At 38.8% G+C, this 23252-nt stretch carries 16 protein-coding genes; all 16 read left to right on the forward strand.

All coding sequences use genetic code 11. From position 1 onward, the window contains the following. Positions 1-242: 242 nt before the first annotated feature. The 16 genes from GQR60_RS03280 (at position 243) to GQR60_RS03355 (ending at position 23122) form a co-directional block, all read left to right on the forward strand. Positions 243-1019, forward strand: a complete 777-nt coding sequence (locus tag GQR60_RS03280) for an enoyl-CoA hydratase/isomerase family protein (protein WP_124991560.1) — start codon at positions 243-245, stop codon at positions 1017-1019. A 136-nt stretch (positions 1020-1155) separates the two neighbouring features. Further along, positions 1156-2484: a 3-hydroxyacyl-CoA dehydrogenase family protein gene (locus tag GQR60_RS03285; RefSeq protein WP_124991561.1), complete on the forward strand. Its 1329-nt coding sequence runs from the start codon at positions 1156-1158 to the stop codon at positions 2482-2484. A 123-nt stretch (positions 2485-2607) separates the two neighbouring features. Then, complete coding sequence (locus tag GQR60_RS03290) at positions 2608-3852, forward strand: thiolase C-terminal domain-containing protein (RefSeq protein WP_124991562.1); 1245 nt, start codon at positions 2608-2610, stop codon at positions 3850-3852. 103 nt (positions 3853-3955) lie between these two features. Beyond that, entirely contained in the window at positions 3956-5095 is a 1140-nt protein-coding gene (locus GQR60_RS03295) for an acyl-CoA dehydrogenase (RefSeq protein WP_124991563.1), read from the forward strand. Positions 5096-5263: 168 nt separating this feature from the next. Continuing rightward, positions 5264-6013 carry an electron transfer flavoprotein subunit beta/FixA family protein gene (locus tag GQR60_RS03300; protein ID WP_124991564.1) on the forward strand — a complete coding sequence of 250 codons (750 nt, stop codon included), beginning with the start codon at positions 5264-5266 and terminating at the stop codon, positions 6011-6013. 131 nt (positions 6014-6144) lie between these two features. Continuing rightward, positions 6145-7110 carry an electron transfer flavoprotein subunit alpha/FixB family protein gene (locus tag GQR60_RS03305; RefSeq protein WP_124991565.1) on the forward strand — a complete coding sequence of 322 codons (966 nt, stop codon included), beginning with the start codon at positions 6145-6147 and terminating at the stop codon, positions 7108-7110. 57 nt (positions 7111-7167) lie between these two features. Further along, positions 7168-8427 (forward strand): 4Fe-4S dicluster domain-containing protein, encoded by a 1260-nt coding sequence (locus GQR60_RS03310; RefSeq protein WP_124991566.1) that lies wholly within the window; start codon positions 7168-7170, stop codon positions 8425-8427. Positions 8428-8499: 72 nt separating this feature from the next. Next, positions 8500-9297: a (Fe-S)-binding protein gene (locus tag GQR60_RS03315; RefSeq protein WP_191991586.1), complete on the forward strand. Its 798-nt coding sequence runs from the start codon at positions 8500-8502 to the stop codon at positions 9295-9297. A gap of 15 nt (positions 9298-9312) precedes the next feature. Continuing rightward, positions 9313-12663 carry a methylmalonyl-CoA mutase family protein gene (locus tag GQR60_RS03320; RefSeq protein ID WP_124991567.1) on the forward strand — a complete coding sequence of 1117 codons (3351 nt, stop codon included), beginning with the start codon at positions 9313-9315 and terminating at the stop codon, positions 12661-12663. Positions 12664-12827: 164 nt separating this feature from the next. Beyond that, on the forward strand, positions 12828-14435 hold the full coding sequence (locus tag GQR60_RS03325; RefSeq protein ID WP_225441319.1) for a carboxyl transferase domain-containing protein: 1608 nt from the start codon (positions 12828-12830) through the stop codon (positions 14433-14435). A gap of 50 nt (positions 14436-14485) precedes the next feature. Continuing rightward, positions 14486-15286: an enoyl-CoA hydratase-related protein gene (locus GQR60_RS03330; protein WP_124991568.1), complete on the forward strand. Its 801-nt coding sequence runs from the start codon at positions 14486-14488 to the stop codon at positions 15284-15286. Positions 15287-15341: 55 nt separating this feature from the next. Continuing rightward, a complete protein-coding gene (locus GQR60_RS03335; protein ID WP_124991569.1) occupies positions 15342-17342 on the forward strand; it encodes an acetyl/propionyl/methylcrotonyl-CoA carboxylase subunit alpha in 2001 nt (666 codons plus the stop codon). Positions 17343-17393: 51 nt separating this feature from the next. Further along, positions 17394-19199 carry an acyclic terpene utilization AtuA family protein gene (locus tag GQR60_RS03340; protein WP_124991570.1) on the forward strand — a complete coding sequence of 602 codons (1806 nt, stop codon included), beginning with the start codon at positions 17394-17396 and terminating at the stop codon, positions 19197-19199. A gap of 139 nt (positions 19200-19338) precedes the next feature. Next, on the forward strand, positions 19339-20484 hold the full coding sequence (locus GQR60_RS03345) for an acyl-CoA dehydrogenase family protein (protein ID WP_124991571.1): 1146 nt from the start codon (positions 19339-19341) through the stop codon (positions 20482-20484). 104 nt (positions 20485-20588) lie between these two features. Then, complete coding sequence (buk, locus tag GQR60_RS03350) at positions 20589-21665, forward strand: butyrate kinase (RefSeq protein ID WP_124991572.1); 1077 nt, start codon at positions 20589-20591, stop codon at positions 21663-21665. 347 nt (positions 21666-22012) lie between these two features. Next, the gene (locus tag GQR60_RS03355) at positions 22013-23122 is read left to right on the forward strand and encodes a hypothetical protein (RefSeq protein WP_124991573.1); all 1110 of its coding nucleotides are present in this window, start codon (positions 22013-22015) and stop codon (positions 23120-23122) included. The last annotated feature ends 130 nt before the right edge of the window (positions 23123-23252 follow it).

A 23252-nucleotide genomic window follows, 5' to 3' on the forward strand; every position in this document is an offset into this window, starting at 1 on the left:
TGACTTTTTTTATTTTCTTAAAGCCTTGTAAATGTTGGGGGTGTGAGCTAAAGGCGTGTCAGTCAGAAATCTTACCTTTTGAATGTTAAGAGTTTTTATTATATTTAGATATGTAGATGAAAAAACGTCTCATAACACACCTATGAAACCTTCATCTTTGAATAATTGTGAATTTTGTTTTAAAATTAAAAATTCAAAGCATGATAAGTTCCATGTGGCAACTATAATTGAATTATATACACATGCACTTTAATTATTTAAAATTTGAAAAGAGAGACAAAATAGGAATTTTGACTCTTAACCGTCCTGAAGCCTTGAACGCCTTAAATGAGGGTGTTTTTAAAGAGCTGACCTGTTTTTTAAGCAGCAAAGAAATCATCCAAAGCATTAGAGTATTAGTAATTACGGGAGAGGGCAAAGCCTTTGTTGCCGGTGCTGATATTAAAGCCATGCAGGAATATTCTCCGCAGGCAGCCTACGATTTTTCTGAAATAGGAAAACAGGTTTTTGATCAGATTGCTAATCTGGAGATACCAGTTATTGCTGCAATTAATGGTTTTGCCCTTGGCGGAGGGTTGGAATTGGCACTTTCATGTGATATACGAGTAGCCAGTGAAAAAGCCAGGTTGGGTTTGCCTGAAGTGAATTTGGGTCTGATACCCGGATTTAATGGTACGCAAAGATTGCCTCGTTTGGCTGGAGCCGGGAATGCTATGTATTTAATGATGCTTGGAGAAGGCATAACAGCCGGCGAAGCCTATCAATTAGGAATCGTTCAGAAATTGGCGCCGCCGGAAACACTTCTGGAAGTAAGTTTGGAATTGGCTGAGAAAATAGCTTCTAAAGGTCCTAATGCCGTAAAGTTAATAAAAGTAATGGTTCGCAAAGGTTTGGAATTGCCGGGCAAAGATGCCGGCAAAATGGAATCCAAAGAATTTGGACGTCTTTTTAAGGAGGATCAGAACGAAAGGGAAGAAGGCATTAGCGCTTTTTTAGAGAAGCGCAAACCAAACTGGTAATAATCAAAAATTGCAGGGAGATTTATTGTTTTCGAAGCAATAAGCAGAAAGTGAAGATGGGTTTTTGATTCAACTCAAATGGGAAACATGTATCATATTAAATAATAGTAAAATCAATATTTAAACAATAAGTAATATGGATTTGATCCGAAAAATGGAAAATGTTAGTGTTTTAGGTGCCGCCGGAAAAATGGGAAGCGGTATTCTTGTCTTATTATCTTTTGAAATGGCCAAATTGAAAATTGGCAAAAAAGAAGATAAAGACTTTGTTTTAAACGCTGTTGATGTATCACAATCTGCTTTAAACAGCTTGTTGGGTTACGTAAAATCGCAATTGGTAAAGCACGCGGAAAAAAACATAGTAGAATTACGAACCTGGTACGAGGATCGTGAGGATTTAATTGATAATGATGAAATTATCAGTCAGTTTGTATATGATGTGATGGAGATGATACAAACATCAACCCGTATAGAAACGGCTTATGGCTCACAATTGATATTTGAAGCCATAAAAGAGGATAAAGCTCTAAAAATAAAATTGTTTTCTCAAATCAAAAAAAATAATCCTGATGCTTGGTTTTTAACCAATACTTCATCCATTCCAATTGGTGAAATCGAAAAGGAAGCTGGTTTAAATGGAGATATCATTGGTTATCATTTTTACAATCCTCCGGTAATTCAAAAATTGTTGGAGATCATTAAAAAGGATCATACGAATGATGATTTAGTGGCTTTTTCGCTGAACTTGGCCAAATCGATGCGCAAAATTGTTGTACAGTCAAGAGATGTTGCCGGTTTTATAGGAAACGGTCACTTTATGCGTGATGCTTTGTATGCGCTCAATCTGGCTGAAGAATTAGCAAAAACAGAAGGATGGGCAAAGGCTTTTTTCCTAATTGACACCATAAGCAGGGATTTGTTGATTCGGCCAATGGGAATTTTTCAATTGCTGGATTATGTGGGAATTGATGTTACCCGATTTATTTTGGAGAGTATGCAGCCTTCATTTCCGAATGAAAAATTATCACATGCAACCTTGAATCAATTGTTTGATAACGAAGTGAAAGGTGGTCAGTTCGCTGATGGTTCTCAAAAGAACGGTATTTTCAAATATCAGAAAGGTAGAATTACAGAAGTTTATGATTTGGAAAATGCGAAGTACATTCCAACTGAGGATATTGAAATGGATTGTGCTGCCTTACTGGGAGAATTGCCAACCCTTAAAATCTATTGGAAATCTGTTGTTCGTGATGTAAAGAAAGCCGATCATTTAAAGAAGTTTTTTACTGAACTGCATCAAATAGATAGTGTTGGCGCTAATTTGGCGATTGCCTACGGTAAAAACTCCAAAGCAATTGGTCAGATGCTTATTGATACAAAAGTTGCGGAATCAAAGGCCGATGTAAACACCGTTTTGGAAACAGGTTTCTTCCATGCTTACGGACCTATTAACGATTATTTTTAAACTGGATTATAAATGTTTGATTTACTGGATCGCCGAAATTTTATTTGTAACCGATACTAGATGATTGTTTGATGTTCTGAAAATTTTCTCATAGCTCACATCTATTATCTCATATCTAAAAGAATGAACGTTTTACGCAAAAAAATATACATGCTGGCCGGTTACAATACCATTTCGATGGGAACCGGCAGAAATGAATTTTATCCCAAGAAGCCTCGTCCTGGTCTGGAACACTACATTCAGGAAGCCGGTCAGGCAACTTTAAAAATGATTGGTGGTGCTAAAAATGTTGATGAAGGAGTAATTGGAAATTTTATGGCTTCCCGCTTTAACAAGCAGGCCAATTTGCCCGCTTTTTTGCCAATGATTGATGCTGGATTGAAGTACAAGCCATCCGTTAGTGTGGAAGGTGCTTGTGCATCAGGCGGTTTAGCGCTGACCACAGGAATGAAATCGATTCTTGCAGAAACGGCTGATGTGGTGCTTGCTCTTGGTTTTGAAGTTCAGAATAGCATGAAAGCCATGTATGGAGCGGATGTTCTGGCTGGTGCCGGATGGCAAAAAACGCGTAAAGAGGGACATGCGTACTTTTTTCCGGGTGTATTTAGTGACCGGGCGGGTGCTTACTATGAAAAATTTGGCAGGGAAATTACCCGCAAAGCTATGGCGAAATGGTATTGCAATGCTATTGAAAATGCTCGTTTGTGCAAAACAGCACAAGAATTTCATAATACAAATAAGGATTTGGAAGGGATTGCAAACACACCTGTAAATCCAAGAGGATTTGTGGATCATTTAAATGTTTTTGATTGTTCTAAAGTTTCCGACGGAGCTTCGGCGATCGCAATAGTGTCAGACGAAGGATTAAAAAGAATTGGATTAGATGCAAAAGATGCGGTTGAAATTGTTGGTTTCGCTCATGTTGCAGCAGATATTACTCAAAAACCAGAGGTAATGACCAGCTTAACGACCATGAAGGTGGCCGTAGAAAAAGCAATGCGAATGGCTGGAATTACTGTTGATCAGTTAGGAACTGTGGAAGTTCATGATTGTTTCTCTATTGCCGGAATAATGGCTATTGAGGCTATTGGTTTAGCCGAAGAAGGAAAAGGCCCTGAATTTGTTTTGGCAGGTCACACCTCCAGATGTGGAAAAATACCTGTAAACACAACGGGCGGTTTAATTGGTTGGGGGCATCCAACCGGTGCTACCGGAGTTCATCAGGCTGTAACCATTTGGGAGCAATTGACAGGGAATGCCGGAGAGGCACAAATTGAAATCACCAAGGAAAAACCATATGCAATGTCTGTAAACATGGGCGGAGATGACAAGTCTTTAGTTGCTGTTGTTTACAAACGGGGGGAATAAATGGATGTATTACTGAATAATTAAATTGTTACATCATGTAAATCAGCTAAAAACTAATTGCTATCACTAATAGCTTTTAATATCACACCTAAAAATTAAAACTATGAATTTTGAATTTACTGAAGAGCAGTTAATGATACGGGATGCAGCACGGGATTTTGCACAACGTGAGCTGTTGCCCGGAGTAATAGAACGAGATGAGAAATCAGAGTATCCAACCGAGCAGGTGAAACGTTTGGCGGATTTAGGTTTTCTGGGAATGCTTGTTGGATTGGAATATGATGGTGGTGGAATGGATACCATATCCTATGTTTTGGCAATGGAAGAAATTTCAAAGGTCGATTCCTCGGTATCAGTAATCATGTCGGTAAATAATTCATTGGTTTGTTGGGGGGTTGAAAAATATGGTACTGAAGCCCAAAAGCAGAAATTTTTAAAACCGATGGCCCGTGGTGAGAAAATAGGAGCCTTCCTGTTATCGGAACCTGAAGCAGGCTCTGATGCAACTTCACAAAGAACTACTGCTGTTGATATGGGAGACCATTATCTGATAAATGGCACTAAAAATTGGATTACAAACGGTAAATCAGCTTCTACTTACATTGTAATGGCTCAAACCCATCCCGAGTTAAAACACAAAGGAATTAATGCTTTGCTTATCGACTCTAAATCAGAGGGGATTACTGTTGGACCACATGAAAATAAAATGGGAATGCGGGCATCAGATACCTGTTCGGTAATGTTCAATAATGTAAAAGTCCCAAAGGAAAATCGTTTGGGTGAAGAAGGCTTTGGATTTAAACTGGCCATGCAGTCGCTCGAAGGTGGTAGAATAGGAATTGCCTCGCAGGCTTTGGGGATTGCTTCAGGAGCATACGAATTGGCGTTAAAATATGCACAGGAAAGAAAAGCTTTCGGGAAAGAGATAATACATCATCAGGCAATCGCATTTAAATTGGCTGATATGGCCGTTGAGATTGAGGCTGCGCGCTTTTTCTGTTTAAAAGCAGCATGGTTAAAAGATCAGGGCAAACCGTACGGACAGGCAAGTGCCATGGCCAAACTATATGCTGCCGAAACTGCAATGAAGGTAACCACTGAGGCAGTTCAGATTCACGGAGGATACGGATATGTAAAGGAATATCATGTGGAACGCTTAATGCGTGATGCAAAATTAACTCAGATTTATGAAGGCACTTCGGAGATTCAAAAGATTGTAATTTCAAGAGGATTAATGGATTGACAGAATATTTGGAATTCTGTATTTATTTTGATGTAAGTGGTTTTTATAGAGTTGTTTAATGTGTGTTTTTTGAAGAAATAGATTAAGTGGATGATTAATAATAACTGTTGTGGCCGTAATTAATCTTTGTGATATAATCCCGGTACCAGATACTAAAATTTAATACATATGAAGATATTGGTCTGTACAAGTAATGTTCCTGATACCACAACTAAAGTGAAGTTCAAGGAAGATAATACTCTGTTTGATGATTCAGGTGTTCAGTGGATCATTAATCCATGGGATGAGCTGGCCTTGACCCGTGCTTTGGAATTGAAAGAAGATGCCGGCAATTCGGTTGATGAGGTTTCTGTTATTAATGTCGGCGGTGCTCAAACTGATGCAACCTTAAGAAAAGCTCTTGCTATTGGTGCTGATAAGGCGTTTCGTATTGATGCCTGTGCAGCAGATGCATACTATGTGGCCGGACAAATTGCAGCATATCTAAAGGAGAATCCATTCGATATTGTTTTTAGTGGAATAGAATCAAGCGATTACAATGGTTCATCAGTAGGTGCAATGATTGCAGAGTTCATGAATTATTCGGGAGTTTCGTCTGTTACCAGCGTAAATATTGAGGGTGATGATGTTATTCTTTATCGGGCAATTCCAGGAGGAAAGCAAAAAATAAAGGCCGGAGTACCGTTAGTTGCTGTGGTTCAGAAAGGAATTGCAAAGGAACCAAGGATTCCTGCTATGCGCGGAATAATGATGGCACGTAAGAAACCTTTGGAGGTAATGCCCGCAAAAGAGATGGAAATGCTGACTAAATCAGTGAAATTTGAATTGCCAAAAGCCAAAGGAGCTTGTAAGATGATTGATGCCGGGCATGTAGAGCAACTGGTTGAGCTTTTGAAAAACGAAGCTAAGGTGTTATAAGTGATAAGATTACCATGTTTAATCAAGTATGATGGATGGTAGATGAGAAATTAATGAGTCGGAAAGCCTTGTTTTTTTAGTGTTAAGTCTCATATCTAAAATCTATTATCTCATATCTAAAAGAAAAGCCTATGTCAGTAATTGCATTTGCCAAAAATTGGAACGGGAAGTTTAAGAATTCCACCTATGAATTGGTATCCTATACTAGAAATTTAGCCAGCCAATTAAATACACAGCTTATTGTTGTTTCTATCGGCGAGGTAAAGGAGGAAGAATTGAAAAGTTTGGGGAAATATGGTGCAGAGAGAATTATTTCCGTGAATGATCCACAAATGAATACGTTAACAAGCCGTGTTTATGCTCAGGTAATTTCTGAATTAGCAGAAATAGAAGGCGCCGACACAATTGTTATGAGCGATAATGAGAGTGGCAAAGCCATAGCTCCAAGAATTTCAGTTAAAATGAAAGCTGGAATGGTATCTGCCGTTTTGGAACTTCCGATATCGATGAATCCCTTTGTAGTTAAAAAAGGTGCTTTTTCAGGAAAAGCCTTCGAACATGTTCAAATTGATTCACCTGTAAAAGTGATAACCATTGCTAAAAATTGTTTTGGTTTTACAGAAAATCAGGTTGATGTTTCAATTGAAGAATTTTCGCCGAATTTGGATGCTGCCCTTTTTAAAATTCAGGTTCTGGAGGAAGAAAAGCAGACAAATAAAGTTAACCTTGCTGATGCAGATATTGTTGTTTCGGCAGGTAGAGGAATGAGAAGTCCTGATAATTGGGGTGTTGTGGAAGAGCTTGCAGACGCGTTGGGAGCAGCAACAGCTTGTTCGCGTCCGGTTTCGGATGAAGGATGGCGCGGACATGAGGAGCATGTTGGACAAACAGGGAAAGTTATAGCACCGAATTTATACTTCGCAGCGGGTATTTCCGGCGCGATACAGCACGTTGCCGGTGTCAGCAGGAGTAAATGTATCGTAGCAGTTAATACAGATCCTGAAGCACCTATTTTCGGTGTTGCTGATTATGGGATTGTTGGTGATGTTATGGAAGTATTGCCAAAATTGACAGAAGCAATCCGAAATTCAAAATAATATAAGCCTGTGAAAGGGGGCCAAGAGTTTGTTACTAATCACATTAATTGCTGAACCATGATAAAACAAATCCTCTTCATCATCACATTATTAATCACATTTGGCGTTTTTGCCTATTCTGTAAAGCGTTTGTGGGGATTTTTTAAGCTGACAAAGCCTGCTTATCCAATTAAAAATATTGGGGCACGAATTTCCCATACTCTGAATGTGGCATTCGGGCAAACCAAAATATTTCGGAAGCCTGTCATCGGTTTGATGCACGCATTGGTGTTTTGGGGCTTTCTTGTGATCACTCTCGGCAGTATCGAGATGGTTGTAGATGGCGTTAGCGGATTGGACAGGGCTTTTGCCTTTACAGGATGGTTTTATGATGTGGTGATAGCTTCCGGAGATGTATTTGCCTTGTTGATTCTCATTTTTATCAAGCTTTTCAGCATTCGCAGAATGTTCTTAAAGGTGAAACGCTTTTCTGGAGTGGAAATGACTCCCAAAGCCAATTGGGATGCTCAATTGTCTTTATTTTTTATTGGATTTTTAATGGTTTCCCTGATTTGTTTCAATATGGGATACATTAGTAGTCACCCAAATGCTTACGAAGGGGTTTATCCTGTTTCTGCCGCTTTGGTTAATTTGTTTGGATGGGATTTTAGCTGGCTTCAAGAGCCGGGCTGGTGGGTGCACTTATTATTGATATTCACATTTGCTAATTATTTGCCGTACTCGAAACATTTTCATGTTTTTCTATCCGTTCCGAATGTGTTTCTGGCGAATTTGGAACCAATTACAAAATATCCAAACTTGGAAAGCATAACCCGTGAAGTGAAGCTAATGCTTGATCCGGAAGCTGCCTATGACGAAAATGCAGAAGTTGCCCGTTTTGGAGTTAAAGACATTGAAGATGTGAGCTGGAAGAATTACATGGATTCCTTGTCCTGCACACAGTGTGGCCGTTGTACGGATGTTTGTCCGGCCAATATTACCGGTAAACTTTTGTCGCCACGAAAAATATTTGTTGATCTGCGAAAGCGGATGAATGAGAAAGGACCCTTGGTAATTGCGGGCAAGGAAGATAACAAATCACTCTTGCGCGATTATATTTCCGAAGAAGAGATTTGGGCTTGCACAACCTGCAATGCCTGTGCTCAGGAATGCCCTATAGACATTAGTCACCCTAATTTAATCATGGATATGCGAAGGTATTTGGTGATGGAGGAATCTGCAGCGCCAACGGGCTTAAATGTCATGTTTGCAAACATTGAAAACAATGGTGCCCCCTGGCAATTCTCTCCTGAAGATAGAATGAAATGGGCTGAATAGTCACCTTAATTAATTGTAAGGTAGTTTGTTGAGGTATTTTAGGATAAGTTGTACTTTAATTACTGTTTTGAAATGACAATAGAAACAAAAATAGATGTGCCCGTAATGGCGGATGTAACAGCAAAAGGTGAAAAGCCTGAATATTTGTATTGGGTTGGTTGCGCCGGAGCTTTCGATGACAGATATCAGAAAGTTGCTCGGGCATTTGCCAAAATATTGAATCATCTTGGTGTAAGTTATGCTGTTTTAGGCAAGGAAGAAAGCTGTACTGGTGATGCCGCAAAGCGTGCCGGGAACGAAATGCTTTTTCAGATGCAGGCCATGCAAAATATCGGGGTTCTTAACGGATACGAGGTGAAGAAGATCATCTGTACCTGTCCGCATTGCTACAATACCCTGAAAAATGAATATTCTGATTTGGGAGGAAACTACGAGGTGATTAATTACACGGTGTTTCTGGATGAGATGATTCGAGCCGGGAAACTGAAACTGGAGAACAATCCGTTTAAAGGTGAAAGTATCACTTATCACGATCCATGTTATTTAGGAAGAGGAAATGGAATTTATGATGCTCCCAGGAACGTTGTGAAAGCAGTTTTTGGAGAGGTGAAAGAGATGAAACGGGCGAGAAGCTACGGTCTGTGCTGTGGTGCCGGCGGTGCTCAAATGTTTAAAGAAGCCGAAAAAGGAAATAAGGAAGTCAATATTGAGCGTACCGAAGAAATTATCGAACGAAAAGTAGATAAAGTTGCTTCAGCTTGTCCTTTTTGCATGACGATGTTGACTGATGGAATAAAATTAAAAAACAAAGAAGCGGAATTGCAAAATATAGATATCGCAGAAATTATTGAGAAAGCCTTGAATTTATAGACTTTAAACTAAAGCATGACAGCAAATACGACATACAAGCTTAAAAATACAGTTCGGATTGTAACAGCAACTTCGCTTTTTGATGGACATGATGCTTCCATTAATATCATGCGTCGAATTATTCAGGCTACGGGTGCTGAAGTAATTCATTTGGGACATAACCGCTCTGCCGAAGAGATTGTTGATTGTGCTGTTCAGGAAGATGTACAAGCCATTGCCATAAGCTCTTACCAAGGTGGACATATGGAATTCTTTAAGTACATGTATGATTTACTGCTGCAAAAAGATGCCGGACACATTCAAATTTTTGGAGGTGGCGGCGGCGTAATTCTTCCATCTGAAATTAAAGAGCTGGAAGCCTACGGAATTGCTGGTTTGTATTCTCCTGATGATGGTCGTAATTTGGGTTTGCAAGGCATGATTAATGAGGTTTTGGAGAAATCGGATTATTCATTGAATGAGTTTGAATTGCCAAAAGCATCAGAAATTACCAGTGAGAATGTCAATTTGTTAGCCAGACTGATCACATTGGCAGAACACGATCTCCTTCAGGATTCGGATTTGTATCTTAAATTGAAGAACAGTGTCAAAATGAATCATACGCCGGTAGTTGGAATTACAGGAACCGGCGGTGCAGGAAAGTCTTCCTTAACGGATGAATTGATTCGAAGGATTCATATTGATTATCCTGAATTGAAACTGGCAATCCTTTCCGTAGATCCTTCGAGGAAAAAGAGTGGAGGCGCATTACTCGGTGATCGAATCCGCATGAATTCCATTCATCATCCAAACATCTATTTGAGATCTTTGGCTACACGCCGTGCAAACCTGGCATTGTCGAAACATGTTGATGATTCTTTGATTCTAATGAAATCGGCAGGATTTGATTGCATTTTCCTTGAAAGTTCAGGAATTGGACAATCGGATACTGAAATTGTAGATCACAGCGATGTGAAAGTGTATGTAATGACACCTGATTTTGGAGCAGCAACGCAGTTGGAGAAGATCGATATGCTCGATTTTGCTGATTTAATTGCCATCAACAAGTTCGACAAGCAAGGTGCACAGGATGCTTTGCGCGATGTGAAAAAGCAATATCAGCGAAACAACCTTCTGTGGGATCAAAATCCGGACGATATGCCGGTTTATGGAACAGTGGCCTCTCAATTTAACGATCATGGCGTAAACGAGCTCTATCATGCCTTAATTGAGTTTTTAATTGCAGGTAATGCATCGGGTTTTGCTCAGAATGGAAAACCGCTCCTCGAGGCGAGCCAAAAAATTGAAATTGTACCGCCAGCCAGGGTAAGATACCTTTCAGAGATCTCAGAAACGGTAAGAAGATACAATAGAAAGGCTGAAGAGCAATCTGAAATTGCAGATCAATTGTATGCTTTAGATAAGTCTGTTAAAATTATTGAAGGAGAATCTGTTAAGAGATTATTTTTTGATAAAGTAACTGATCTTTCGAAAGATTTTAAGCATCAGAATATTATAGATTCATGGGAAGAAAAGAAAAAGAGATACAAAGAGGATATATTCAAATATAAGGTTCGTGGTAAAGAATTATCCGTGGAAACGCACTTTGAAACCCTTTCACAGAGCAGGATTCCTAAGATTGTATTACCAGGCTACAGAAGTTGGGGTGATATCGTAAAATGGAATCTAAAAGAAAATGTTCCCGGCGAATTTCCTTACGCAGCAGGTGTTTTCCCGTTCAAACGGGAAGGGGAAGACCCAACAAGAATGTTTGCAGGAGAAGGATCGCCTGAAAGAACGAATAAGCGATTTCATTATTTGGCTGCAGGGCAACCTGCGGTTCGATTATCAACTGCATTCGATTCAGTTACCTTGTATGGAGCTGATCCCGATTACCGGCCGGATATTTACGGAAAAGTTGGTAATGCAGGTGTTTCTGTCGCTTCGTTGGATGATGCCAAGAAACTATACAGTGGTTTCGATTTGTGCGATCCGAAAACTTCGGTATCCATGACGATTAATGGGCCGGCACCTATGTTGGTAGCCTATTACATGAATGTAGCTGTCGATCAGGAGTGTGAGAAGTACATTCGGGCAAATGGACTGGAAGAAGAGGTTAAAGTAAAACTTGAAGCAATCTTCGCTGGGAAAGACAGAGTATGCTATGTAGGCGATTTGCCAAAAGAAAATAACGGACTGGGACTGTTGTTATTAGGAACAACCGGAGATCAGGTATTGCCTGCTGAGGTTTATCAGAAAATTAAGGAAGAAACCATTTGTAAGATTCGGGGAACGGTTCAGGCAGATATGCTAAAAGAGGATCAGGCGCAGAATACCTGTATATTTTCTATTGATTTTGCTCTGAAAATGATGGGAGATATTCAGCAATACTTCATCGAAAATGAGGTTAGGAATTTCTATTCGGTTTCTATTTCAGGATATCATATTGCGGAGGCCGGAGCTAACCCAATTACTCAATTGGCTTTTACATTATCAAACGGATTTACCTTGGTTGAATATTACATTTCAAGAGGTATGAAAGTTGATGATTTTGCACCGAATCTTTCCTTCTTTTTCTCGAACGGCATGGATCCGGAATATACCGTAATTGGTAGGGTAGCGAGAATAATATGGGCGAAGGCCATGAAATATCTTTACAAGGCTAATAGTCGCTCACAAAAATTGAAATATCACATCCAAACTTCGGGCAGATCGCTGCACGCACAAGAAATTGAATTCAACGATATCCGAACTACATTGCAGGCTTTAACCGGAATTTATGATAATTGTAATTCGCTTCATACGAATGCTTACGATGAGGCTATCACGACACCAACAGAGGAGTCGGTAAGGAGGGCAATGGCGATACAAATAATCATTAATAGAGAACTTGGTTTGGCCAAAAATCAGAATCCTTTGCAGGGATCATTCATCATCGAAGAATTAACCGATTTGGTGGAAGAAGCTGTACTGGTAGAATTTGATCGGTTAACGGATCGCGGCGGTGTATTGGGAGCTATGGAAACCATGTATCAAAGGAGCAAAATACAATCAGAATCTCTGCTTTATGAGAGTCTGAAACACAGTGGAGAGTTGCCAATTGTTGGTGTGAATACATTTTTAAGCTCGAAAGGTTCTCCAACGGTTCAACCCAAGGAGGTAATTCGTTCCGATGAGCAAGAAAAAGTTAATCAGGTGAAATTTAAAGAGCTGGTGCAGAGGAATCAGAAGGAAAAGGCTTTAAGGGCATTGCAGGAGTTGAAAGAGACTGCCTTGAAGAATGAAAATGTATTTGCCTCCCTGATGGAAGTATGCAAATTTTGTACGCTTGGTCAAATAACCAATGCATTGTACGAGGTTGGCGGTCAATACAGACGAAATATGTAATGTAGGGACATACTATCGTATGTCCGGAATGAGATCATTAGATATTGGAAATGAGATTTTAAAAGAAGTTAAGTAGGTCTCATATCTCAAATCTAAGAACAAAAATCTCTAAAATAAATAAGAATAAAAGATCTGATTAAACAGAAATAAAAAACAAAATAGCTTTGAATCAAATAGAATCAAAAATTAACGTAAACTCATCGGATTTCCTGGCGAATATGAAGTCCTACGGGAAATTGATGGAAGAATACCGCCATCGGTTAACATCCATATTGCATGGTGTTGATGAAAAAGCCAAAGAGCGTCATTTGAAGCGCGGAAAGCTTTTAGTAAGAGATCGAATTGAGCTTTTATTGGATAAAAACACTCCATTTTTGGAACTCTCAGCAATGGCTGCCTGCGATCAATACGATAATCAATTTCCTTCGGCTGGTATTGTGACTGGTATTGGTGTAATTCAAGGCAGAGAGTGTGTGATTGTTGCTAATGATGCAACAGTAAAAGGTGGAACTTACATCAAGGAAACCATTAAGAAGCACATTCGTGCACAGGAGATTGCTCTGGAGAATCATTTGCCATGTATCTATATGGTTGATTCGGGAGGTGTTTTTCTTCCTGAACAATCGAAAGTGTTTCCTGATAAGTATGATTTTGGACGGTTTTTCTTTAATCAATCGAAAATGTCGGCAAAAGGAATTCCTCAAATCTCCATTGTAATGGGATCGTGTACCGCAGGTGGTGCCTACGTGCCGGCCATGAGTGATGAAACTATTATTGTAAGAGGACAAGGAACCATTTTTATTGGCGGGCCTCCATTGGTGAAGGCAGCAACTGGTGAAGATGTTACTGCAGAGGAATTGGGTGGAGCTGAAATGCATACTTCAATTTCCGGAGTAGCAGATCATTTGGCTGAAGATGACCGACATGCAGTTCAAATATGCAGAAACATATTTGAGTCGATGCCGAAAGTGAGAAAAAATGCTTTGGAAAGAGAAGAAGTGAAAGATCCTGCATATCCTGCTGAAGAATTGTACGGATTGGCTCCAATTGATCTGAAAAAGGCCATTGATGCCCGAGAGCTGATAGCCAGAATTGTGGATGGAAGTTCTTTTCAGGAGTTTAAAGAGCGTTATGCTCCAACAATCGTGACTGGATTTGCAAAGATTATGGGCTTTCCGGTTGGTATTATAGCCAATAATGGCATTATTTTCTCTGAAACATCGCTTAAAGCGGCACATTTTATTGAATTGTGCTGTTTTCGTAAGATTCCATTGATCTTTCTGCAGAATATTACTGGTTTTATGGTGGGAAAAGAATATGAGCACAAAGGGATTGCCCGCGATGGAGCCAAAATGGTTCATGCTGTTGCAAATGCTCAGGTGCCTAAATTCACGGTAATTGTTGGTGGTTCGTTTGGAGCTGGAAACTATGCCATGGCAGGACGAGCTTATGAACCTAGATTGTTGTTTATGTGGCCCAATGCCAAAATTTCAGTAATGGGTGGTGAACAGGCGGCTGGTGTTTTGCTTCAAGTCAAGCAACAACAATTGAAGAAAAGAGGGAAGGAATTCCCACAGGAAGAACAAAACCAATTGAAAAACAGCATTTTAGCAAAATATGAAGAGGAAGGTTCAGCCTATTACAGTACATCGCGTTTGTGGGACGATGGGATTATAGATCCGGCTGATACAAGAAAAGTCTTGGCAATGGGAATAGCAGCTTCAGTTAATAAAGAGTTTGGTGAGCCTGATTTTGGGGTGTTTAGAATGTAATTGAATTTTTTAAGTCCCCTTTAGGGGATTTAGGGGTAAATAAAAAAACAATGAAAGAATTTAAAACCATAGAATTTAATATAGAAAACAAAATAGGAACGATCACGTTGAATCGTCCCGAGATACACAATGCCTTTAATGAGGTGATGATAGGCGAAATTATTGATTGTTTCGAAGAAATTGAGAAGATGAATTACGATACTATTCGTGTTGTGATCCTGAAAGGAAAAGGAAAATCATTTTGCGCTGGAGCTGATCTGAAATGGATGAAAGGCGTTGCTAATTATTCTTATCAGGAAAACTATTTAGAGAGTTATAAGCTGTCAATGTGCTTCAATACTGTTTATTCCTGTAAGTTTCCAACGATTGCTATGGTTCATGGTGCTGCTATTGGTGGTGCAAATGGCTTATTGGCTGCCTGCGACTTTGTTCTGGCACATAAGAATACTGTTTTCTCATTAAGCGAAGTGAAAATTGGCATTGTTCCCGCTTGTATATCACCTTACGTGATGAAACGGGTTGGAGAATACAAATCGAAGGAGTTGATGCTAACAGGCATGAGATTCAACGGAAAAGAAGCTCAGAAAGCGGGTTTGGCCAATTGGTCGTTTGGTGAAAAGAAGCTAAAAGAAAAGTTAGAGGATCTGATATCCAAGCTAAAATCGAGTGGACCTATAGCTGTTTCTACCTGCAAACAATTGCTTTATGATGTTGAGAACGTTTGGAGTCATGAACAGGCGATGGAGAATACAGCTAAAATGATTGCAGAATTGCGTCAATCAGATGAAGGACAGGAAGGTATGAGTTCATTTTTGGAGAAACGGAAACCCAATTGGACTCTTGATAATTAAAAATTAATAATGTGTAATTAATAATTATTCATTGTCAATTACTAAGTGAATTTGAATGTACTACAAAAGACTATTAATAGCGAATCGTGGCGAAATTGCCTTAAGAATCATGCGAACAGCAAGAGAATTAGGCATTCATACTATTGCGCTATATACTGAACTCGATCGGCAGGCAGAGCATGTTTTGCAGGCCGACGAGGCATATCCTTTAAAGGGAAATAATTTACAGGAAACATATCTGAATTTAAATCAGATCGTTGAAATTGCACGAAAAGCAAAAGCGGATGCTATTCATCCGGGATATGGATTTTTAGCTGAGAATGCTGTTTTCTCACAATTATGTGTCGATAATGGAATTGATTTTGTTGGCCCTGATGCTGATGCTATCCTGTTAATGGGAAATAAGGTGAATGCACGGGAATTTGCCAAATCCATTGGTGTTCCGGTTTTGGAAGGTGTTGTTGGAGACTCCGTGAAATTGATAGAGGAAGCGGGAAAAATGCAGTTTCCACTTTTGATTAAAGCTGCTGCAGGTGGCGGTGGCAAGGGAATGCGGATCGTCTATAAAAAAGAAGACTTGCAGGCTGCTTTGGAGTCGACATCGCGTGAATCCACAAGCTATTTTGGCGATGGCACCGTTTTAATCGAAAGATACATACAAAATCCGCGACATATAGAAGTTCAGATTTTAGCTGATCAGCATGGAAATGTGGTACATTTATTTGAGCGGGAATGCTCTATTCAGAGAAGATTTCAGAAAGTGATTGAAGAAGCTCCTTCGCCAACTTTAACGCATGAATTGAGGAAGGAAATGGGCAATATGGCTGTTTTTTTAGCTCAGGAAATGAACTACACCAATGCAGGAACAGTTGAATTTTTGGTTGATGAGGATTTGAATTACTACTTCTTGGAAATGAACACCAGAATTCAGGTGGAACATCCCGTTACGGAAATGATTACAGGAATTGATTTGGTGGAAAAACAGTTGTCGATAGCTTCGGGTCGAAAGCTAAAGTTGAGACAGGAAGATATTCACATGAAAGGTCATGCTATTGAAGCCAGAATTTATGCGGAAGATCCTGAAAATGAATTTATACCATCACCAGGTGAAATTAGTTTTTACAAAACACCTAAATTGTTTGATGGACGGTTGCGTCTGGATTCTGCTATAGTGGGGGCATGCACAATTCATCCTGATTACGATCCGATGATTGCGAAATTGGTTGTATGGGACGAAAACAGAGATCTGGCCATTGAAGGTTTGCATCATGCCTTGCACAATTACGAGATACATGGAATTAAGAACAACATCATGTATTTGCATACATTGTTGAATACTGATCATTTTAAGCAAAATAAAATCTCAACACATTTTTGTCAGAATCATAATGATGAGTTGATGCGAAAAATGCAGGAAGATAAACTTGAAATACCTGCTGCTCTTTTCCAAATCAGTTTCGTTTTGTTTGAATTGAAAAGGAAGAAGGTCAATTCAATTTGGGAAGAAATTGGCTATTGGAGACAGCAGGGAATAAAACTTAGAATTGTAGATAAAGAAGTACTTGATATTGAAATAATCAGTAAAGATCCATATGAAATAAAAATTAGTGGTGTGCCTTATGTATTTGAAAATGTTACTTCTGGTGATAGTCAGTTGATGCTGGAGTTTAATGGTGTCAGATATCTGTTTTATCAATCGAAAAATACAGAAGGAAAGAGCTTTGTGAGTTGTCAGGGGATTGTTCGTGAAATGATGAGATGGTCGGAGATTCAATCCAATATAGCAGATGTTGGGGGTTCTGATCAGAAAGAAGGTGATGGAAGTATTTTATCGCCGATGCCGGGCAGAGTTGTGAAAATTGAAGTTAATGAGGGACAGAAGGTGGCTAAAGGTGATGTCTTGATTATTGTGGAAGCAATGAAAATGGAGAACAGTATTTTGGCTCCGTTTCACGGGAAAGTTGAGAACTTATTGGTTTCTGAAGGAGATCAGGTTAAGAATAGAACAGAATTGATGAAGTTAATGATGGATTTAACAGATCAGGTTATATATTGACCTGAAAATTAAGCATATATTATTTTGAATTTAACGCCAAATCAAAAAAATATGAAGGATAAAATCAGAATTGCAAATGCCGGTGGTTTCTGGGGCGATGACCTTGGAGTACTAAGAAGACAGTTGGAAGGTGGAGATGTGGATTACATATCTTCTGATTTTTTAGCAGAAGTAACGATGAGTATTCTTCGTAAACAACAGTTAAAAAACGAATCTTTAGGCTATGTTACTGATTTTGTGGATCAGATTGTAGATGTGGCTGATTTGATGAAAGAGAAAGGTGTAAGAATGATTACAAATGCCGGAGGCATTAATCCGATAGGTTGTGCCCGTAAAATTCTCACGGAACTCAAAAAGAAAGGGATTTCAATTAAAATAGCAGTAGTTGAAGGTGATAATATCATTGAACGGATAGATGAGTTTTATCCTTCCAAAGCTAATTTTAAGAACATGGATACCGGAGATGAGTTTAAGGATATCTTCGAAAACATACAAAGTGCGAATATTTATTTGGGTGTGCCACCTTTATTAAAAGCTTTGGAAAGCGGAGCTGATTTAATATTGGCAGGCCGCGTAACCGATACTTCGGTAACCATGGCGCCAATGATCTATGAATTGGGCTGGAAACTGGATGATTGGGACCAATTGGCGGCAGGTTTGGTGGCTGGTCATATTATCGAATGTGGAGCGCAATCAACGGGAGGAAATTTTACTGATTGGCAAAAAGTAAAACGCTGGGATAACATGGGATATCCGATTGTTGAAATGAATAAAAATGGTGAGTTTACCGTCTATAAGCATGAGAACACAGGCGGTTTAATCAGTATTGACACAATTCGCGAGCAATTGGTATACGAAATGGGCAATCCGGCCCAATATATCAGTCCCGATGTTGTAGCCGATTTTAGTCAGTTAGTGCTGGAAAAGCAAGGTGAAAATAGAGTGTTGGTGAAGAATGCAAAAGGTCATCCATCTACGCCGTATTTAAAAGTTTCAATGGCGTTTGAAGATGGATACAAAGCAACCAGCTCGATTGTTATCAGCGGAGGAAAAGTTTTAATTAAAGCACAAGAGTTTGAAAAAATATTTTGGGAGCGATTAAAGCATACTTATCTAAAGAAAAACACTGAATTTGTGGGATACAATGCCTGTCATCAGCATTTGGCTGAGGATATCGATCCCAATGAAATATTGCTGCGCTTATCTGTTTATGATACTGATGTATCAAAAATCAAAGACTTTTCTATGAGTATTGCTCCGCTGATTTTAAGCGGACCTCCGGGAGTTGCCGTAACAGGTGGCAGGGCAAGAATGCAGCAGGTAATTACGTATTGGCCTACTTTAATTCCAAAAACTTGTATCTCATCAACAGTATATGTTTTAAATGAAGATGGAGAAATTAAAGAAACATCAGAAATACCTTCTGTTTTAGGAAATGAACAGGAAATAGCAGCAACACAATCATCGAATTCTTATCAGGAGAATGTGAAAAAAAAGAAAGGTGTAAAAATGTGTGCTGTTCCATTTCGGGAAATTTGTCTGGCCCGTTCCGGCGATAAAGGAGATACCGTAAATATCGGTGTACTGGCTCGATCTAAAGCGGTATATGAATTCTTAAAAACGGAATTAACTTCAGAAAGAATTACAGATATGTTTTTCGGCTTATCAAAAGGAAAAGTCACAAGATTCGAAATTGACAATTTATTGGCATTGAATTTTTTATTGGATGAAGCTCTGGACGGTGGAGGAACCAAATCATTAATGATTGATGCTCAGGGTAAAACATTTGCATCTGCACTGTTGAATCAAGAGGTTGTGGTTCCAGAGGAAGTCTTGGGGACTATTTTATCTGATTAATTTCAAAAATAAATTTAGAATGGAATTTGCGAAATGATTGATAGTTGCTAACTTAATATTTGTGAATGAGGAAGCCTAAAGATTGAAGTTGCAGGCATATTTCTTCATTCCTGAATTATTAATTACTAATAGATAATATATGTTTCCATATTTGAATGATGAACATGATACGATAAGAAGGGCTGTTCGGGATTTTGCAGAACGGGATATAAAACCATTGGCTCAGGAACTAGACGAGAAAGAGGAGTTTTCTATTGAATTAACCCGAAAAATGGGCGAAATGGGATTGTTTGGAATGACGCTTCCTGAAAAATATGGGGGACACAATACCGATTATCTGTCTTATGTAATTGCAGTTGAGGAAATTGCAAGAGTTGATGGTTCGCATGCAGCTACACTTGCTGCTCATAATTCGCTGGGAATAGGTCCATTGTATGAATTTGGCAGTGAAAAGCAAAAATTAAAATACCTGCCGGGACTTTGTTCCGGCAAAGAACTGTGGGCTTTCGGATTGACAGAATCTGAGGCTGGTTCTGATTCCCGGGGATCAAAAACATTTGCGAAAGACATAGGAGATAGTTGGGAAATTAACGGTTCGAAAATTTTTATTACCAATGGATCAACCCCTTTGTGTTCTGGTGTTACAGTTCAGGCAGTAACAGCAATAAATGGCAAAGAGAAAGAATTTACCACCTTTATTGTAGAAAAGGGAACATCCGGCTGGACATCCAAAGCCATGCACGGAAAAATGATGTGGAGGGCTTCTGATACTTCAGAAATGTTCTTTGATAAATGTTGTATACCCAAAGAAAATCTATTGGGCGAACGTGGCATGGGATCCAAAGTAATGTTAAAAACTTTGGATTCAGGAAGATTATCCATTGGCGCAATGGGCCTTGGATGTGCACAGGGTGCATATGAATTGGCTCTTGCATATGCAAAAGAGAGAAAGCAATTTGGAAAAACACTTTCGAAATTTCAAGCTGTTTCTTTTAAACTAGCTGATATGGCATTGAAAATTGAGTTAGCGAGAAACCTGTTGTACAAAGCATGCTGGTTGAAAGATACAGGGAAAGAATATGGAAAAGAAGCGGCCATGGCTAAATTGTATTGTTCAGAAATTGCAAAGGAAGTTGCCGACGAAGCAGTTCAAATTCATGGTGGATATGGTTTAATGAAAGATTATCCGGTAGAAAGGTTTTATCGCGATCAGCGTCTTCTTCAAATTGGAGAAGGAACATCTGAAATTCAAAGATTGGTTATTTCAAGGTATATTGGATGTTGAGACCTATCGCAATAGAATGCATGCAAACTAAATAGAGTATAAGACGAATGGTAGAGACAATTGTCTCCAACTTTAAATCATATAACAACACTAATATTAACACTATGAGTAGAGAACTGATACTTGCCTTAAATCCGCGAATGCAATTTACACGAATAGCTGTTTATCGGATGAATTCTCCGGTTTTTTTAAAGAAAATTAACCATAAGCCAGAGGAGATTGGTGATTTTAAATGCTTTTGCGATCAGACAAAATTCCGGGCAAAGGTGATTATGGATGAGTTAAAGGCCAATGATATTTCTATTGATGAAATAAAAGTCATTATTGGCAGAGGAGGACTTATCAAGCCTGTAAAATCGGGCGTTTACCGCATTAATGAGGCAATGATTAAAGACCTTTCGAATTGTGAGTTCGGCAATGACGTTGTGAACCTTAGCGGACTGCTCGCCTATACTATTTCGGAACAAATTAATGGTGCAGAAGCTTTTGTTGCCGATCCTGTTGTGGTTGATGAATTAGAAGATATAGCAAGAATAACAGGTCGCCCTGAGTTTAAAAAGCGTTCTATTTTTCATGCTTTAGATCAGAAAACAAGTGCAAGAAAATATGCTCAGAGTATTTATAAGAAATATGAAGAATTGAATCTGATTATTGCTCACTTAGGTGGAGGAATCAGTATCGGAGCTCATAAAAAGGGGAGAGTAGTAGATTCAAATCAGGCATACGATGGTGATGGGCCGTTTTCACCGATTAGAAGTGGAAGCTTGCCCATGGGAGAGATGATTCAAATGTGTTTTTCAGGAAAATATACTCAGGAAGAGATGATGAAAATGCAGACAGGTGAAGGTGGTTTGTATGCTTATTTTAACACTTACAGTGGATATGATGTTTGTAGGATGAGAGATGCAGGTGATTCTAAAGCTAAAGAGGTGTTATCGGCAATGGCCTATCAAGTTGCTAAATCAATAGGTTCGATGTATCCTGTATTTGGAGTTGATGCTGTTGATGCAATAATCATAACCGGAGGAATGGCCAAAGATGAAACATTGGTGAAAGAAATAAGAGGAAGAGTTGAAAAAATTGCACCTGTTATCATTTATCCTGGAGCAGAAGTATTGGGTGCACTTAGTGATTATGGTAGAATGATTTTGCGAAATGAAACAGAAATATTAGATTACTAGAAGAACTTATTTTAATTTATTATCAATAAGAATCAGCTTCGGCTGATTTTTTTATGCTATAAATCAGATGTATTCCATTATTTTGTTCAATTGTATTTGTAGTAGCATTCTGTATATCAAGCAATTAGTAGTGTGGGCGATAAAAATCGTCCTTTGAGTGACAAATGTCGATTTAAAAACCAAATTCCTCGTTTTTTAAACAAAACAAACCTCTTTCCTGTAGTTTATAAATCTCGCCATCCATTTATTGATAAGGCATTTGCATTCATATATATTTAAAAAGTATAAGGAGATCTACTCTTTGTGCCGAAAAAGGAACTACTAAATTTAATCTTATATTTTTTATTATGAAAAAAACTCGCTTATTTTTTCAATTTGTAGGAATTGGAGTTTTTGCAATTTCTCTGCTAATAGCTGGTTGTACAAAAGAAGGACCTATGGGACCAGCTGGTGCTGATGGTACAAATGGAATTGATGGAACCGATGGAAATTCAACCTGCTTAGATTGCCACTCAGGAGATACCAAAGCAACTATTGAAGCACAATTTGCTATGTCTGTTCACAGCAGCGGTATCAATGCAGTTGATTATGCCGGAGGAAATGCTTCTTGTGCACGCTGTCATTCACATCAAGGTTTTGTACAGTATGCCAATACCGGTACTGTAGCTGGAACTATCACAAATCCAACCGCATGGGAATGTACTACTTGTCATGGGTTACATGAATCATTTGAAGCAACAGATTATGCTTTAAGACTAAAAGATCCGGTACATCCAATATTTGATCCTGCCATTACTATGGATTTAGGAGGAAATTCTAATTTGTGTGCTAACTGTCATCAATCAAGAAGAGCTGAGCCTATTATTGACAAACCAGGTGATACATACAAAATTACCAGTACTCATTACGGACCTCACCACGGAGCACAGGCAAATGTTGTTGCAGGTGTTGGTTTTGCTGAAATTGAAGGTACTGTTGCTTATCCTGAACCAGGTTCTGCTACTCACTTAGCTCAGGCTTCTTGTACTGGTTGTCATATGGCAGAATTTGATAATGAAAATGATCAAGGAGGGCATACATATAATCCTTCTCTTTTAGCATGTAATACATGTCATGGTGTTACAGAGACAGATTTTAATTATGGAGGAGTACGATCAATTGTTGAAGGTCAACTTGAAACTCTAAGAGATGAATTAGTTCGTTTAGGTGTTGTTGAGTTTGCTCAGGAGTCTGTTTACGAGTTAAATGAAGAGACAGGTCTTATTGAATTAGTTGCACACCCAGGAGAATACGTTCCAGTAGTAGGAACTTATCCTATGGTTCAGGCACGTGCATTCTTTAACTGGGCTGGATTAGAAGAAGATCGTAGTTTAGGAGTACACAATCCAAAATATGTGAAAGCTTTATTACAAAATTCTATTGAAGCATTAGAAGCAGAGCCTACTCCAGGAAGCTAAATTTTTTCAAAAAATATATAATCAATAAAAAAGTTGCTCATCTGAAAAGATTGAGCAACTTTTTTTTATGCAACAAAAGCTGTTGTAATTTAAAGAGAGATTTGCTGTGAAAGGATATTTTATAGACAAG

The organism is Labilibaculum euxinicum (genome assembly GCF_009795715.1).
Classification (GTDB): Bacteria; Bacteroidota; Bacteroidia; order Bacteroidales; family Marinifilaceae; genus Labilibaculum; species Labilibaculum euxinus.

Bases quoted from the DNA above. Each gene is read 5' to 3' on its own strand.
- GQR60_RS03310 (WP_124991566.1), top strand. From the start codon at position 7,168: ATGATAAAACAAATCCTCTTCATCATCACATTATTAATCACATTTGGC.
- GQR60_RS03300 (WP_124991564.1), top strand. From the start codon at position 5,264: ATGAAGATATTGGTCTGTACAAGTAATGTTCCTGATACCACAACTAAA.
- GQR60_RS03315 (WP_191991586.1), top strand. From the start codon at position 8,500: ATGACAATAGAAACAAAAATAGATGTGCCCGTAATGGCGGATGTAACA.
- buk (WP_124991572.1), top strand. From the start codon at position 20,589: ATGAGTAGAGAACTGATACTTGCCTTAAATCCGCGAATGCAATTTACA.
- GQR60_RS03295 (WP_124991563.1), top strand. From the start codon at position 3,956: ATGAATTTTGAATTTACTGAAGAGCAGTTAATGATACGGGATGCAGCA.
- GQR60_RS03320 (WP_124991567.1), top strand. From the start codon at position 9,313: ATGACAGCAAATACGACATACAAGCTTAAAAATACAGTTCGGATTGTA.
- GQR60_RS03355 (WP_124991573.1), top strand. From the start codon at position 22,013: ATGAAAAAAACTCGCTTATTTTTTCAATTTGTAGGAATTGGAGTTTTT.
- GQR60_RS03280 (WP_124991560.1), top strand. From the start codon at position 243: ATGCACTTTAATTATTTAAAATTTGAAAAGAGAGACAAAATAGGAATT.
- GQR60_RS03340 (WP_124991570.1), top strand. From the start codon at position 17,394: ATGAAGGATAAAATCAGAATTGCAAATGCCGGTGGTTTCTGGGGCGAT.
- GQR60_RS03345 (WP_124991571.1), top strand. From the start codon at position 19,339: ATGTTTCCATATTTGAATGATGAACATGATACGATAAGAAGGGCTGTT.
- GQR60_RS03290 (WP_124991562.1), top strand. From the start codon at position 2,608: ATGAACGTTTTACGCAAAAAAATATACATGCTGGCCGGTTACAATACC.
- GQR60_RS03285 (WP_124991561.1), top strand. From the start codon at position 1,156: ATGGATTTGATCCGAAAAATGGAAAATGTTAGTGTTTTAGGTGCCGCC.
- GQR60_RS03305 (WP_124991565.1), top strand. From the start codon at position 6,145: ATGTCAGTAATTGCATTTGCCAAAAATTGGAACGGGAAGTTTAAGAAT.
- GQR60_RS03335 (WP_124991569.1), top strand. From the start codon at position 15,342: ATGTACTACAAAAGACTATTAATAGCGAATCGTGGCGAAATTGCCTTA.
- GQR60_RS03330 (WP_124991568.1), top strand. From the start codon at position 14,486: ATGAAAGAATTTAAAACCATAGAATTTAATATAGAAAACAAAATAGGA.